Annotated in this window: 8 protein-coding genes; 2 read left to right on the top strand and 6 right to left on the bottom strand. The window is 67.2% G+C overall.

What is annotated here, in order from left to right; all coding sequences use genetic code 11:
- Window positions 1-70: 70 nt before the first annotated feature.
- Genes JANGC3_RS0120680 through JANGC3_RS0120690 form a run of 3 tightly spaced genes read right to left on the bottom strand, consistent with a single transcriptional unit; the run spans window position 71 to window position 2,518 of the window.
- Window positions 71-835, bottom strand: a complete 765-nt coding sequence (locus JANGC3_RS0120680) for a LytR/AlgR family response regulator transcription factor (RefSeq protein ID WP_026133272.1) — start codon at window positions 833-835, stop codon at window positions 71-73.
- Window positions 828-1,949, bottom strand: a complete 1,122-nt coding sequence (locus JANGC3_RS30925) for a sensor histidine kinase (protein ID WP_017878401.1) — start codon at window positions 1,947-1,949, stop codon at window positions 828-830. The genes JANGC3_RS0120680 and JANGC3_RS30925 overlap by 8 nt, the downstream gene beginning before the upstream one ends.
- Window positions 1,946-2,518 carry a hypothetical protein gene (locus tag JANGC3_RS0120690; RefSeq protein WP_017878402.1) on the bottom strand — a complete coding sequence of 191 codons (573 nt, stop codon included), beginning with the start codon at window positions 2,516-2,518 and terminating at the stop codon, window positions 1,946-1,948. The genes JANGC3_RS30925 and JANGC3_RS0120690 overlap by 4 nt, the downstream gene beginning before the upstream one ends.
- Window positions 2,519-2,758: 240 nt before the next feature.
- Here JANGC3_RS0120690 and JANGC3_RS0120695 point away from each other — a divergent pair, with 240 nt between their 5' ends.
- A complete protein-coding gene (locus tag JANGC3_RS0120695; RefSeq protein ID WP_017878403.1) occupies window positions 2,759-3,265 on the top strand; it encodes a hypothetical protein in 507 nt (168 codons plus the stop codon).
- Between the two features lie 301 nt (window positions 3,266-3,566).
- On the opposite strand, the gene JANGC3_RS0120700 is transcribed toward JANGC3_RS0120695, so the two are convergent.
- From JANGC3_RS0120700 to JANGC3_RS0120710, 3 genes are all read right to left on the bottom strand, one after another.
- Window positions 3,567-4,910 (bottom strand): sigma-54-dependent transcriptional regulator, encoded by a 1,344-nt coding sequence (locus tag JANGC3_RS0120700; protein WP_017878404.1) that lies wholly within the window; start codon window positions 4,908-4,910, stop codon window positions 3,567-3,569.
- Entirely contained in the window at window positions 4,903-6,816 is a 1,914-nt protein-coding gene (locus JANGC3_RS0120705) for a sensor histidine kinase (RefSeq protein WP_157406785.1), read from the bottom strand. The genes JANGC3_RS0120700 and JANGC3_RS0120705 overlap by 8 nt, the downstream gene beginning before the upstream one ends.
- 173 nt (window positions 6,817-6,989) lie before the next feature.
- Window positions 6,990-8,297 carry a dicarboxylate/amino acid:cation symporter gene (locus tag JANGC3_RS0120710; RefSeq protein ID WP_035787871.1) on the bottom strand — a complete coding sequence of 436 codons (1,308 nt, stop codon included), beginning with the start codon at window positions 8,295-8,297 and terminating at the stop codon, window positions 6,990-6,992.
- 969 nt (window positions 8,298-9,266) lie between these two features.
- On the opposite strand from JANGC3_RS0120710, the gene JANGC3_RS29750 reads away from it, so the two are divergent.
- Window positions 9,267-13,484: a hypothetical protein gene (locus tag JANGC3_RS29750; protein WP_017878407.1), complete on the top strand. Its 4,218-nt coding sequence runs from the start codon at window positions 9,267-9,269 to the stop codon at window positions 13,482-13,484.
- The last annotated feature ends 180 nt before the right edge of the window (window positions 13,485-13,664 follow it).

Here is a 13,664-nt window from a genome sequence, read left to right on the forward strand (position 1 = left end):
GCGTGTGGGCGCGACGCGTTTCAATCGCAAGCATTTGTAACAGCCGCGCTCACGTCATCGGGCCGCCGCGCTACATGCCTTTGAAGCGGTGCTGGAAGCGCTGGCTGACCGGCAGCCTGGCCGCGTGCCCGCGCAGCGACAGCCACAGCGCGCCGTCGGCGTCGCGCGCCACCAGCGCGATGCGCTTGAGCGCCACCACGTAGCCGCGGTGGATTTGCCAGAAGCCGCTCCCGGCCAGCATCTCGGCCAACTCCTTGAGCGGGGTGCGGATGTGCGCCTCGGTCTGGTCGGTGACGACGCGGGTGTACTTCGCCTCGGCGCAAAAGTAGATGACGTCGCTCAGGTCGATGAAATGGATGGTGTTGCCGACCGACGCCTGCAGCCATTGCGGCGCCGCCGCTACCGGCGCCGCCGCTTGCAGGCGCCGCGCCAGCCGCGCCAGGTCCGGCGGCGGCGTGCCCAGCCGTTCGCGCACGCGCGCCACGCTGCGCGCCAGCCGGGCCGGGTCGGTCGGTTTCAGCACGTAGTCGAGCGCGCCTTCGTCGAACGCCGCCAGCGCGTGTTCCTGGTGCGCCGTGACGAACACCACGTGGGTGCGCAGGCCGAAGGTGCGCGCCACCTCCAGCCCGCTCAGGCCGGGCATGCGGATGTCGAGGAAGGCGACGTCGGGTTGCCATTCGCTTGCCAGGCGCAGCGCCTCGAAGCCGTCGGCCGCCTCGGCCACCAGCTCGGCCTCCGGCCACAGTTGCCGCAGCGATTCGCGCAATTCGGCGCGCAGCAGCGGCTCGTCGTCGGCGATGAGGATGCGCGGGCGCCGCCCGCCCGCCTCATGCATCGGCTTCACCCGCGGCTTCACCCGCGGCTTCACCCGCGGCGCCCCCGGCGGCGGCCGGCGCGGCGAAGCGCAGCGGCAGGCGCAGTTCCGCCTCGGTGGCGCCGCCGGCGCCGATGCGCAGTTCGAAGGCGGCGGCGGCGCCGAACAGCGCGGCCAGCCGCTGGCGCAGGTTGCGCAGGCCGACCCCGCTGCCGAGCACGTTGGCCGGCATGCCGGCGCCGTCGTCGCGCACCAGCACGCGCAACTGGCCGCCGACGGCGCTGGCGGCGACGCTGACGCAGACCGGGCCGGGCTGCGGTTCGACGCCGTGCTGGACGGCGTTTTCCACCAGCGACATCAGCATCAACGGCGGTAGGTCGGCGTCGCGCAACGCGGCCGGGCAGTCCACGCGCACGCTCAGGCGCGCGCCGAAGCGGATCGCCATCAGCGCCAGGTAGTGTTCGGCCAGCTCGAATTCGCGGCCCAGGCTGGAACTGGCGGTGCGCATGTCGGGCAGGGCGCTGCGCAGGTAGGCGATCAGGTGGTCCAGCATCCGCACCGCCTTGTCCGGATCGTGGCGCGCCAGGTAGCGCGTGTTGGCCAGCGTGTTGTAGAGGAAATGCGGCTCAACCTGCGCCTGTAGCGCCTTCAGCTGCGCCGACAGCGCGGCCTGCTCCAGCGCGGCCAGCCGCAGCGCGCCCGCCTGGCTCTGGGCGTAGCGCAGCGGCAGCGCCAACGCCAGCGCGCCAAAACCGAGCGTGCAGGCCAGTACTTGCAGCGGATTCAAGCCGACCCGTTCGGCGCCGGCCATCCAGCCGGCGTACAGCGGCTGCGCCAGCGCGCCGGCCAGCGCCAGTGCGCCGCCCAGGATGGCCCAGCTCCAGCCCCATCGGCGGCTGAACGGCGCCAGCGCGTGCGCGCCCAGCAGGGCGACGCTGGCCAGGGCCGGCGCCAGCAGCAAGATGCCGAACAGGCCCAGCCAGGCATACGCCCGCGCCGCGTACGCGGCCGCGGCGGCGGCCAGCAGCAGCGTCAGGCCAAGCAGTCCCTGGCGGACGGAAACGCCCAGCAGGCGCGCCACCGCCTGGCGCGCGTCGTGCGGCGCCGGCCCCGGCTGGAACCAGCCGATGCTCACAGGACGGGCGCCGCCGGCAGCGCTTTCACGCGCCGCTGGACGTTGAGCGGAACGTCCTGGCCGACCGCTTCCAGCGTCAGCTCGTCGATCCAGACCTGGCCCTTGCCGGCCTCGGTGACGCCGAACGACAGCGCCTTGGCGTCGGCGGCGACGTCCAGCACCACGCTGCGCCACTGCCAGTCGATGCTGCCCTTGATCGGCTGGTCCTCGCTGTTGTAGAACGCGGCGCTGTGTTCGCCGGGGCGGTCGACGCGCATCCACAGGCCGGCCCAGCCGCCGACCTCACGCGTCTTGACGCGGGCGCGGAAACGCACCCGCTGGCCGCGATAATTCTCCGCCGACACGGCCTGCATCAGCGTCGCCCAGCTCTCGCCGTCGCCGTCGGCGTGGCGCAGGAACTTGGCGCCCTTGCCGCTGCTGGTCTCGGTGTAGTCGACGCCGATCTGGTACTGCTTCGGCGTTTCGCCCGCCAGCAGCCAGGGCGCCGCCAGCTTGCCCGGTTCGTCCTTGGCCAGTGCGAACAGGGAGGTGGCCGCCAGCGCGGCGAGCACGATGTAATGTGGTTTCATGTTTTTTTCAAGGTGTCATGACGGCTTGTCATGGGCGTACTGTGCCCGAGCCGCGCCGCCCGCGATGGCGCGTCCGACCGGCGCCGCCGCGCAGCGACAGGCGCGCCCCGCGGCGGATAAGCGGGGGGCATTGTAAGGCAGTCAGGCGGCGTGGCGGCGTCCAAACAATAGGCGACGACAGCCAGTATTACTTTTGCCATCATATTACCAACTTATTAGTTTACTTAAAAAGGATATGCGATGATGCAGAGCACCATGGGCTGGCTCGGTTCCAGTCTGATCGTTCTGGCGTGCGCGGCGTCGCGGCCGGTTGCGGCGGCGCCGTCCGTGGACGCGCAACAGCGCGCCGAGGTGATCGACATCCTGTCCAGGGAGTTGCTGGCGCAATACATCTACCCCGCCAACGCGCAACTGGCGATCGACGCGGTGCGCGCCCACCAGCGCAACGGCGACTACGACGCCAGCGGCGACGGCGACGCCTTCGCCGCGCTGCTGACCGCGCACATGCGCGCACCGATCAAGGACCAGCACTTCAAGGTTTTGTACCGCGCCACGCCCGGAGCCGAGGCCGGCGCCCAGGCGGCCAGCCCGCCCGACGACGAGCCCAAGCCGGAGGACGCGGCCGGCCCGGCTGACGTGCCGGCGGATTGCCGGCCCGGCAAGGTGCGCCACTACAGCATTGGTAAAACGGAGTGCCTGCCGGGAAACATCGGCTATGTCGAGATGCGCGCATCAGCTATCCGCTGAAGCACCTCAAGCGGGCGCAGCTTGTCGGCGTCAACACGCGCGGTGGCGCCAACCCCGGCCGGCCGGTCGCTGGCGCGGCGGCGCCTGGCCGAATTGAAGACGGGACCGAGCAACTGAGCCGGCGCTTCACCGTCATGCCGCTCACTTCCGTAGGTCGGATTAGCAAAGCGTAATCCGACGCCAAGCCGCTGCCGACGCCAGTCGGGTTACGCCCTTTGGGCTAACCCGACCTACGAAAATCCTTAACTGAGCGGCACTGGCGGTTTGGCTGGCGCTGGTCGCCAGATGATGCCGGGCCGCGCTACCTGAACTCCTCGGCCACCAAATTGTATTTTTGCATCTTGTGGTACAGCGTCTGCTTCGGCAGGCCCAGCACGGCGCTGGCCTCGGCGACGTTGCCGGCGTAGTGGCGCAGTTCCTGCTCGATGAGCGAGCGCTCGAAGCCGTTGACCTGCTCGGCCAGCGAGACCGGGGTGGCGTCGCGCGCGGCCAGCAAGCCGTTGGCGCCGCCGGCGATGCCCAGCACGAAACGGTCGGCGATGTTGCGCAGCTCGCGCACGTTGCCCGGCCAGGCGTGCGCCATCAGGCTGCGCATCTGCGCGCTCGACACCACCGGCGCGGCGCGGTTGTAGCGCGCCGCCGCCGCCAGCGCGAAGTGTTCGAACAGCATCGGGATGTCTTCGCGCCGCTCGCGCAGCGGCGGCAGGTGCAGCACGATCAGGTTCAAGCGGTAGTACAGGTCGCTACGGAATTTCTGCTGCTGCGACAGCTCCTCCAGGTCCAGCTTGGCGGCCGCCACCACGCGCACGTCCAACGCCACCGGGCTGTTCGAGCCGAGCCGCTCGACGTAGCGCTCTTGCAGCACGCGCAGCAGCTTGACCTGCAAGGACAGCGGCAGGCTTTCAATTTCGTCGAGGAAGAAGGTGCCGTGGTCGGCGTGCTCGATCTTGCCGACCTGGCGCTTCGCCGCGCCGGTGAACGCGCCCTGTTCGTGGCCGAACACCTCGCTCTCGAAGATGCTCTCGGGGATGGCGCCGCAGTTGACGGCGACGAAGTGGTGCTTGCGCCGGTGGCTGAAGTCGTGCAGGCAGCGCGCCACCATTTCCTTGCCGGTGCCGGTGTCGCCGTAGACCAGCACGTCGGCCGGCTCGTCGGCGACGTCGAGGATCAGGCGGCGCAACTCGCGCATCGCCGGCGCGTCGCCCAGCAGGCGCGACTCGATGCCGCCGCCGTCCTCGATCCGGCGGCGCAGGCTGTGCACCTCCAGCATCAGGCGGCGCGTTTCCAGCGCGCGCAGGATGACCTCGACCAGTTGCTCCGACGAGTAGGGCTTTTCAATGAAGTCGTAGGCGCCGTTGCGCATCGCCTGCACCGCCATCGTGATGTCGCCGTGGCCGGTGACCAGGATCACCGGCAGGTGGGCGTCGAGCGCCTTGACCGCCTGCAACAATTCCAGGCCGCTCATGCCGGGCAGGCGCACGTCGGTGACGACGACGCCGGGGAAGTTCGGCGCCAGCAGCTTGTAGGCCAGCTCGGCCGAGTGGAACGATTGCACCTCCAGGCCGGCCAGTTGCAGCGCCTGCTCGCTGCCGGCGCGCACGGTCGGGTCGTCCTCGATCAACAACACTTTCAAGCCGTCAAACATGTTTCTCCTCCTGCGGTGCGATGTTGAGTTCGATGATAAAGCGGGCGCCGCCGCCGGCGGCGTTGTCGGCCCGCAGCACGCCGCCGAACTGGCGCGTGATCTGTTCCGAAATCGCCAGGCCCAGGCCCAGGCCGACGCCTTGCGGCTTGGTGGTGAAGAACGGTTCGAACAGGCGCTCGCGCACCTCGTCGGACAGGCCCGGCCCGCTGTCGCCGACGCAGACGAGGATCTTGTCGCCCTCGCGCAGCACGTCCACCGTCAGCGCGCGCACGGCGCAGCCGGCCATCGAGTCGAGCGCGTTGGTAAACAGGTTCACCAGTACCTGCTCCAGGCGATTGCTTTCGCACAGGGCAAAGGCGTCGTCGCCGGGCAGGTTTTGCACGAAGCGCACGTTTTCCACCTGCAGCCGGCGTTCGACCAGGAACAGGGCGTTGCCGATGGCGGTAGGAATCGACACCGACGTCAGGCTGGTGGTGGACTTGCGCGCGAACACCTTCAACTGGCCGGTGATGGCACCCATGCGCGCGGCGATCTGCGAAATCGTCGCCAGGTTCTTTTTGGCGTCGTCGAGGCGGCCGCGTTCGAGCAGGATGACGGCGTTGTCGGACATCGTGCGCAGCGCCGTCAGCGGCTGGTTCAACTCGTGCGTGATGCTGGCCGACATCTGGCCCAGCACCGCCATTTTGCCGGCCTGGAACAACTCGTTTTGCGTCAGGTGCAACTTGTGTTCGGCCTGGCTGCGCACGGCGATTTCCTGGCTCAGGCTGCGGGTCATCGCGTTTAGTTCCGAGGTGCGTTCGGCAACCATGGTTTCCAGGTTGTCATAGGCGTACTGCAATTGCTCGCGGGCGCGCAGCTTCTGCGCCAGCGCCTGGCGGCGCTGGCGCAGGTAGAAGAACAGCAGCAGGAAAAAGCCCAGCACGACGGCGGAGAACGCCGCCGCGGCCTGGGCGCTGGAGCGGGCCTGCGCCAGGTCCGACAGGTAAATGAATTGCCAGTTGCGCGGCGAGCGCAGTCGCAGCTGGGTCATCACGCTCGAACTGGTTTTGATGACGGCGCCCCGCAGCGCCTGGTCGCGCACGCTGATCACGCGCGCGCCGTTGCCCAGCAGGCGGTCGGACAGGAAGGGGATCGGCTCCAGCCGGTGCGAGTAATACTGGCGGGTGCGCGCCAGCAGCGCGCCGACGGCCGGCGCCAGCGGCGCCAGCGTCTTGTATTTCCAGGCCGGCACCGAGGTCAGGAAGATCACGCCGTGCTCGTCGGCCAGCATGACCTTGTCGGCGCCCTGCACCCAGCGCGTTTCCAGGCTCTCGATATTCACCTTGACGGTCGCCAGGCCGAGCATCTTGCCCTGGTGGTAGATGCCGTGGGCGAAGAAGTAGCCGGGTTCCAGCTTGGTCGTGCCGACGCCGTAAAAGCGCCCCGGCGTGCCGCGCAGCGCGTCCCGCGCGTAGGGGCGGAAGGCGACGTTGTCGCCGACGAAGCTGTCCTTGGCGCGCCAGTTGCTGGCGGCGTGGGTGTAGCCGTTCAGGTCGGTGATATAGATCGCCGTCGACTTCGCCTGCACGTTCATCTGTTCCAGGTACTGGTTGACCGAGGCCAGCAGGTCCGGGTCCTTGGGCGTTTGCAGCAGGCGGATCACGTCCTTGTTCAGTTCCAGCGTCTTCGGCAGGAAATCGTATTTTTCCAGCGCGTTTTCCAGGCTGCTGACATACACCTCCAGGCGCTGGGCGCCGCCGGCCTGCAGCTTGCCGATGGCGATGCGTTCGGTCCAGAAATACACCAGGTACACCACCAGCAGGAAACCGGCCAGCACCAGCGCCCAGGCCATCGACTGCCGGCCCGACCATTGCGCGGCGCCTTGCCGCGCGCGCGGCGCGATCTTGCTTCCAGTGTGTAACGTCATAGTATGTGCTGACAGGTCGATCGGTGCGGTGTGGAACGGCAGTATCGCATTGATGGCGCCGGCGCCGCTATAACGACATGAGCCGCCGGGCATCGAATGCGCGGCGGCTCATGCTCAGGCCGGTACCAGGGCCGGGTTCAACGCGGCCTGCCGCGCCGCACCCGGCCGGGCGTTCAAGCCGCCTTGCGCGGCGCCTCGGCGTCCTGGGCGCCGGCCAGGTGCAGCGCGTGCTTGCGCGCCGCCTCTTGCTCCGGCTCCAGGGCGCCTTCCCATTTCGCCACCACGGCGGCGGCGACCGCGTTGCCCACCGCGTTCGTGGCCGAGCGGCCCATGTCGAGGAACTGGTCGACGCCCATCAGCAGCAGCAGGCCGGCTTCCGGGATGTGGAACTGGTTCAGCGTGGCGGCGATCACCACCAGTGACGCGCGCGGCACGCCGGCGATCCCCTTCGAGGTCAGCATCAGCACCAGCAGCATGGTGATCTGGGTGCCGATCGGCAGGTCGATGCCGTAGGCCTGGGCGATGAACAGCACGGCGAAAGTGCAATACATCATCGAACCGTCGAGGTTGAACGAATAGCCGAGCGGCAGCACGAAGCTGGAGATTTTGCGCGGCACGCCGAAATGGTCCAGCGCGACCAGCAGTTTCGGATAGGCAGCCTCGGAGCTGGCGGTGGAAAACGCCAGCAGGAACGGTTCGCGGATCAAGCCCACCAGTTTGAAGATGCGCGGCCCGATGAAGGTGAAGCCGGCGCCGACCAGCAGCGTCCACAGGCAGAACAGGCCGAGGTAGAAGGCGCCCATGAATTTGGCGAACGTGACCAGCACGCCCAGGCCCTGGGTGGTGACGACCGAGGCGATCGCGGCGAACACCGCCAGCGGCGCCAGCGCCATGATGGCGCCGGTGATTTTCAACATCACCTGCGCCAGTTGGTCGATCACGTTGGTCAATACCTTGCCGCTCTCGCCCAGGCCGGCCAGCGCGGCGCCGAAGAACAGCGAGAACACCAGCACTTGCAGGATTTCATTGTTGGCCATGGCCTCGATCGGCGATTTCGGCACCAAATGGGTCATAAAGTCTTTCAGCGTGAACGCCGCCGTCTTCAGGTTGGTGCTGGCGCCGACGTCGGGCAGGGGCAGGCCCATCTGGGAGCCGAGCTGGAAATAGTTCGACAGCACCATGCCGAGCAGCAGCGAGACCAGCGAGGCGATGACGAACCAGAGGAAGGCCTTGGCGCCGATGCGCCCGGCGGTTCTGCCGTCGCCCATGTGGGCGATGCCCACCGTCAGCGTGGAAAACACCAGCAGCGAGATGATCATCTTGATCAAGCGCAGGAACACGTCGGTGACGATGGATATATGGGCGGCGATGTCCGCCGTGACTGCCTTTTCCGGGAAGGTCTGGTGGCAGGCGTAGCCCACCAGAATGCCCAGCACCATCGCAATCAGGATGTATAGGGTTAATGGCCGTGTTTTTTTCATTTTGACTCCTCCGTGTAAATCGCCGCCGGGAGCGGACTCGATTATTTATAGCGAGCAACACAAGCACGCCGGGCGCTGCGCCGCTCCCTCCCGTGTTTTTGAATGCCAGCAAGTTCTGATTCGAGTTCAATACATAGCAATCGCCATGCCCGCTGCGGCCGCTCAGTCGGGCGCAGCTAAGTCGCTGTATTACAAGCGATTTGCACAATCGCCTGACAGCGCTGCGGGGGCCGGCGCGCGAAAACTTGGACGCGGCGGCCCGGCGGCGTATGAAATGTCATACGCCATCGATGGCTTAATGTTGAAATGAAAATGTTGTGGAAGGAGGGTAGGCGGTAGGGAATTATCAACAGAACATAAATGAGAATTGCTGTCATTTACATTGGCACCTCGCCGCAGCGGTGCGGACGGCGGTGGCGCTAAAAGGTTTTTTTGATATGTTTTAGGGACCGGGAAGCTTGTTGTCTTTGTAGTTGCCCCCTGGATACATCCAGATAAAAACGTTCTTTACGGCAATTATTTGATATATACTGAACGTAATTGTTGTTGTTTTTTGTGTCATCAAGCGACGTGCCCGGGCAAGCCGGTCCGGCCCCTCCCCGAAATCGACTAGATTGCCCTACGTAAACAATAAATTTAATAAAGCTTTGCCGCCGGTCGCTTGCTACGTAGGACAAGGCCTACAGTGTCGTTGACAGGCGAAGGCGAAAAAGACAGTAAGAAATTGTTGGAAATATGCCTACATTTAGTTGATATAAAGCAAGAAAGATCGCCCGTTTTCGCTCAAGTTGCCGTTTTTGTTGTCGTTAAGAATGAAAGCAGCAGATCTTGATGCCTGGTGCTGCACCAGATACATAGTATTGAATTGGCAATGTGCCACCCCCCAAAAAGAGTTGGAGTCTGCAGGTGCATACCGGCGGCTCCAACTGTGTCTTCACAGACTTGAACTTGAGTAGTGCCCCAAGGAGAATGGAAATGAGTATCGTAACCGGCATGTCAACCGCGCAAATCGCCAGCCTGACGACGCAACAAATCGTGTCTTTCGGATCTGCTGACGTGGTAGCGCTCACCACCATGCAATTTGCGGCACTTACGACCAACCAAATTTCCGTTCTCTCGACCGCCCAGGTCCCCTACCTGACCACCAGCCAGCTGAGCTACGGTCTGACCACCGACCAAGTGGTGGCGCTGACGACCAAAGCCGCCTCCGCGCTGGGTTCGTCGCAAATCGCTTACCTGAGCACCAACAGTATCGTCGCCCTGGAAACGGCCGACCTGGCCGCGCTGAAGACCTCCACCGTCGCCGCGCTGGCCACCGCCCAAGTGGCGGCGCTGACCACCAACCAGGTGAGCAGCCTGGCCACCGCGCAGATCGCCTCGCTGAGCACCAGCGCCATCGCCAGCGGCTTGACCACCAACCAGGTCGTCGCACTGACGTCGAACCAGGTCGGCGCCCTCGGCACCGGCCAGATCGTTGCCTTTTCGACCAACTCGCTGGTGGCGATCCAGACCGCCGACATCGGCGCGCTGAAAACCGCCGCCATCGCCGCGCTGAGCACCGCGCAAGTGACGTCGATGACGACGGCGCAAGTGGCCACGCTGGGCAGCGCGCAGGTCGCCTCGCTGAGCACCAACGCCATCGCCAGCGGCTTGACCACCAACCAGATCGTCGCCCTGACCACCGGCCAGGCCGCCGCGCTGGGCTCGGCCCAGGCCGCCGCCTTCAGCACCAACGGCATCGTCGCGCTGGAAACGGCCGACCTGGCCGCGCTGCAAACGGCGGCGATTGGCGGTTTGACGACCAACCAGATCCGCGTGCTGAGCACCGACCAGACCGTCGCCTTGAGCACCGCCCAGGCCGCCGCGCTGAGCAGCGCCCAGGTCGCCGCGCTGACCACCGACGGCATCGTGGCGCTGCAAACGGCCGACCTGGTGGCGCTGAAAACCGCCGGCATCGCCGCGCTGGCCTCGGCCCAGGTGGTGGCGCTGACGACCGCACAGGTCACCAGCCTGACCACGGCGCAGATCAGCGCGCTGAGCACCGCCAACGTCGGCACCGCGCTGAGCACCAACCAGGTCGTCGCGCTGACCTCGAACCAGGTCGCCGCGCTGGGCTCGGCCCAAGCGGCCGCGCTGAGCACCAACTCGATCGTCGCCATTGAAACGGCCGACATCGGCGCGCTGAAAACCGCCGCCGTCGCCGCCCTGAGCACCAACCAGGTGACGGCGCTGACGACCGCCCAGGTCAGCACGCTGGGCACCGCGCAGATCGCCGCGCTGAGCACCGTTGGCGTCGCCACCCTGAGCACCAACCAGATCGTGGCCTTGAAGTCGAGCCAGATCGGCGCGCTGGGCACCGCCCAAACCGCCGCGCTGACCACCAACTCGGTCGCCGCGATTGAAACTGCCGACATCGGCGCGCTGCAAACGGCCGCCGTCGCCGTGCTGAGCACCGCCCAGGTATCGTCGCTGACCACCGCGCAAGTGAGCACGCTGGGCACCGCCCAAGTCGCCGCGCTGAGCACCAACGCCGTCGCCAACGGCTTGACCACGAACCAGGTCGTGGCGCTGACGTCGAACCAGGTCGGCGCGCTGGGCACCGCCCAGGTCGTCGCGCTGAGCACCAACTCGCTGGTGGCGATCCAGACCGCCGACATCGGCGCGCTGAGGACCGCCGGCGTCGCCGCGCTGAGCACCGCGCAAGTGGCGTCGATGACGACGGCGCAAGTGGCCACGCTGGGCACCGCCCAGGTCGCCGCGCTGAGCACCAACGCCATCGCCAGCGGCTTGACCACCAACCAGGTCGTCGCCCTGACCACCGGCCAAGCCGCCGCGCTGGGCTCGGCCCAGGCCGCCGCCTTCAGCACCAACGGCATCGTCGCGCTGGAAACGGCCGACCTGGCCGCGCTGCAAACGGGCGCCATCGGCGGTTTGACGACCAACCAGATCCGCGTGCTGAGCACCGACCAGATCGTCGCCTTGAGCACCGCCCAGGCCGCCGCGCTGAACAGCGCCCAGGTCGCCGCGTTGACCACCAGCGACCTGGTGGCGCTGCAAACGGCCGACCTGGTGGCGCTGAAAACCGCCGGCATCGCCGCGCTGGCCTCGGCCCAGGTGGTGGCGCTGACGACCGCACAGGTCACCAGCCTGACCACGGCGCAGATCAGCGCGCTGAGCACCGCCAACGTCGGCACCGCGCTGAGCACCAACCAGGTCGTCGCGCTGACCTCGAACCAGGTCGCCGCGCTGGGCTCGGCCCAAGCGGCCGCGCTGAGCACCAACTCGATCGTCGCCATTGAAACGGCCGACATCGGCGCGCTGAAAACCGCCGCCATCGCCGCCCTGAGCACCAACCAGGTCACGGCGCTGACGACGGCCCAGGTGAACGTGCTGGGCACCGCCCAGGCCGCCGCGCTGAGCACCAGCGGCGTCGCCGTCCTGAGCACCAACCAGGTCGTCGCGCTGACCTCGAACCAGGTCGGCGCGCTGGGCACCGCGCAAGCGGCCGCCCTGAGCACCGACGCGATCGTGGCGATCGAAACGGCCGACCTCGGCGCGTTGAAAACCGCCGCCGTCGCCGCCCTGAGCACCGCCCAGGTGGTGGCGCTGACGACGGCCCAGGTGAGCATCATGGGCACCGCGCAAATCGCCGCGCTGAGCACCAACGCCGTCGCCAGCAGCCTGAGCACCAACCAGGTCGTGGCGCTGACGTCGGGCCAGGCCGCCGCGCTGAAATCGAGCCAGGTGGCGGTGTTGTCGACCAATAACATCGTCGCGCTGCAAACGGCCGACTTCGCCGCGCTGCAAACGGCGGCGGTCGGCGCGCTGAGCACCAACCAGGTCGGGGTCCTGTCGACCAACCAGGTGGTGGCGCTGACCACCGCCCAGGCCGCCTCGCTGAGCAGCGCGCAGGCCGCGGTGTTGAGCACCAACAACATCGTTGCGCTGGAAACGGCCGATCTGGTGGCGCTGAAAACCGCGGCGATCGCCGCCCTCGTGACGGCCCAGGTCGCCGCGCTGACGACGGCCCAGGTCAGCAGCCTGAGCACCAGCCAGATCGCCGCCCTGAGCACCGCCAGCATCGCTTCCTCGCTGAGCACCAACCAGGTCGTGGCGCTGACGTCGAGCCAAATCGGCGCGCTGAGCACCGGCCAGGTCGTGGCGCTGACCACCAACTCGATCGCGGCGATCCAGACGGCGGATATCGCCGCGCTCGACACCGCGGCCATCAACGTGCTGAGCACCAACCAGATCACGGCCTTGACGACGGCGCAGGTGCACGCCTTCACCTCGGCCCAGGTGCATGCGTTGACCAGCACCCAGGTCGGCGCGATGAGCACCGACCAGACCTCGGCGCTGCCGTACATCACGCCTATCGCCCTCGACTTGAACGGCGACGGCGTGACCACGCTGAACCTGACGGCCGGCGTGCAGTTCGACCTGCTGGCCAACGGCAGCAAGTTGAGCACCGGCTGGATCGGCGGCGGCGACGGCTTGCTGGTCCTGGACCGCAACCATGACGGCGTGATCAACGACGGCCGCGAGTTGTTCGGTTCCTCGACCGTGCTGGCGAACGGCAAAACCGCCGCCACCGGCTACACCGCGATGGCCGAACTCGACACCAACGGCGACGGCAGCATCGGCGCCGGCGACCAGGCCTTCGACGCCCTGCGCGTCTGGGTCGACGGCAACGCCGACGGTGTCAGCCAGGCCAGCGAGCTGAAGTCGCTCGCCGAGCTCAACATCGCCAAGCTGAACCTCGACGTGGCCAAGGCCGGCACCATCGACAACGGCAACATCATCGGTCTGAAGTCGACCTACGAGAGCACCGACGGCAGCAGCCACGCGGTGGCCGACGTCTGGTTCCAGACCGCGGCGGCGCCGACGCCGGCGCCGGCGGCCGACATGCGCGAGCGTGTCTCCGGCCTGGTGCAGGCGATGGCCTCGTTCGGCGAGGGGGCGGCGGCGGCCGGCGGCGGCGCCTTCAAGCTCGACGCCGGCAGCGCCTTCCAAGGCGCCTCGGTGGCGGCCAGCGTCGGTGCGATGGCCGACGTGCTCAAGCAGTTCGACGCCCACGGCAAGGCGATCGGCGCCAGCGAAGCGCTGGCCTCGACCGACTCGACGCTGCGACTGAACGCGCTGCAAAACGCGGCCAGCAACGGCATCCTGGCGCTCGGACCGAAGTAAGCGGCAGGCGACGCGGCGGGGTGCTCCCCGCCGCCGATGGAAGCGGCAAGATGGCGACATCTTGCCGCTTTTTTTTATGTGCCACGGGCATCATAAAAGGCGCCGGGAAAGCGTTGCCTGCGGTAGAATCGCTGGGCAAGACGGCCCGCCCGCCGATGTGATCGCCCTATTATCCATTTG

Origin of the sequence: Janthinobacterium sp. CG3, from assembly GCF_000344615.1 — a bacterium.
In the GTDB taxonomy this organism is placed as follows: domain Bacteria; phylum Pseudomonadota; class Gammaproteobacteria; order Burkholderiales; family Burkholderiaceae_D; genus Janthinobacterium.

What these genes read in the sequence shown, in the direction of transcription:
- JANGC3_RS0120710 (WP_035787871.1), bottom strand. Translation starts at nt 8,297, where the DNA reads ATGAAAAAAACACGGCCATTAACCCTATACATCCTGATTGCGATGGTG.
- JANGC3_RS0120705 (WP_157406785.1), bottom strand. Translation starts at nt 6,816, where the DNA reads ATGACGTTACACACTGGAAGCAAGATCGCGCCGCGCGCGCGGCAAGGC.
- JANGC3_RS0120690 (WP_017878402.1), bottom strand. Translation starts at nt 2,518, where the DNA reads ATGAAACCACATTACATCGTGCTCGCCGCGCTGGCGGCCACCTCCCTG.
- JANGC3_RS0120695 (WP_017878403.1), top strand. Translation starts at nt 2,759, where the DNA reads ATGATGCAGAGCACCATGGGCTGGCTCGGTTCCAGTCTGATCGTTCTG.
- JANGC3_RS0120700 (WP_017878404.1), bottom strand. Translation starts at nt 4,910, where the DNA reads ATGTTTGACGGCTTGAAAGTGTTGTTGATCGAGGACGACCCGACCGTG.
- JANGC3_RS0120680 (WP_026133272.1), bottom strand. Translation starts at nt 835, where the DNA reads ATGCATGAGGCGGGCGGGCGGCGCCCGCGCATCCTCATCGCCGACGAC.
- JANGC3_RS29750 (WP_017878407.1), top strand. Translation starts at nt 9,267, where the DNA reads ATGGAAATGAGTATCGTAACCGGCATGTCAACCGCGCAAATCGCCAGC.